Origin of the sequence: Parendozoicomonas verongulae (assembly GCF_009711465.1) — a bacterium.
GTDB lineage: Bacteria > Pseudomonadota > Gammaproteobacteria > Pseudomonadales > Endozoicomonadaceae > Sansalvadorimonas > Sansalvadorimonas verongulae.
The window spans coordinates 1-915 of sequence record NZ_SMME01000627.1; the positions used below are offsets into that span (position 1 = coordinate 1).

Annotated in this window: 2 protein-coding genes; both read left to right on the plus strand. The window is 55.5% G+C overall.

Translation table 11 applies throughout. The annotated features are described in order from the left end of the window. Positions 1-187: 187 nt before the first annotated feature. Positions 188-616: a hypothetical protein gene (locus E1189_RS01990; RefSeq protein WP_155158403.1), complete on the plus strand. Its 429-nt coding sequence runs from the start codon at positions 188-190 to the stop codon at positions 614-616. A 51-nt stretch (positions 617-667) separates the two neighbouring features. Beyond that, complete coding sequence (locus tag E1189_RS01995) at positions 668-862, plus strand: hypothetical protein (RefSeq protein WP_155158404.1); 195 nt, start codon at positions 668-670, stop codon at positions 860-862. Positions 863-915: the final 53 nt, after the last annotated feature.

Sequence of the window (915 nt, forward strand, 5' to 3'; positions counted from 1 at the left end):
AACAACAATAGCGGGAGCAATGGTCAGGATCAGCCAAAAATATGAGGCATTTGCAGCAAGCATAACATCTGATTCAACCTAGGCACGAAAGGCTAGTCGATGAGTAAGATAGCGATTTTTTTTAAATCCCGTCTCCCTTATTTTTGGTTCGCTGTCTCTTGCACTGGGCGTCGTGGCTGCCCCGGCGGTGAGAATTAAGCAAGCTGGCCGAAGCAAAGGTGACACCACAGGGACAGGTGGTGTTCCGCTTTCCCTTGCATTGGGCGTCGCGGCTTCCCCGGCGGTGAGAATTAAGCAAACTGGCCGTATCAAAGGTGGCGCCGCAGAGACAGGTGGTGCCCCGCTTCCCTCTACACCGGACGTCCCTGCTGCCCTGGCAGTGAGAGTTAAGCAGGCTGACCGAAGCAAAGGTAACGCCACATTGGCAGGTGGTGCTCTGCTTTCCCTTGCATTGGGCATCGTGGCTGCTCCGGCGGTGAGAGTTAAGCAGACTGACCGTATCGAAGGTGGTACCACAGGAGCAGGTAGTGTTCCGCCTCCCCTTACATCGAGCGTCATTACTACGCTGGCGGTGGGAGTTGAGCTGACTGACCGAGTCAAAGGTGGAGCCGCATAAGCAGGTGGTGTTTCGCTTCCCCTTACAGCGGACATCTTTACTACCCTGGCAGTGAGAGTTAAGCAGGCTGACCGAAGCGAAGGTCGCGCCGCAGGGGCAGGTAGTGTTCCGCTTCCCCGTGCACCGGGCATCCTTGCTGCTCTGGCGGTGAGAGTTAAGCAGGTTGAAAGAAGCGAATGTGACGCCGCAGAGGCAGGTAGTGTTCCGCTTCCCTCTACGAACTGCCCCCTTCTCCTTTTGGCTTAATACTTCTACTTCCTGTGCAGGACTATCGTAGTCCAGATCATCTGGGGCTATTG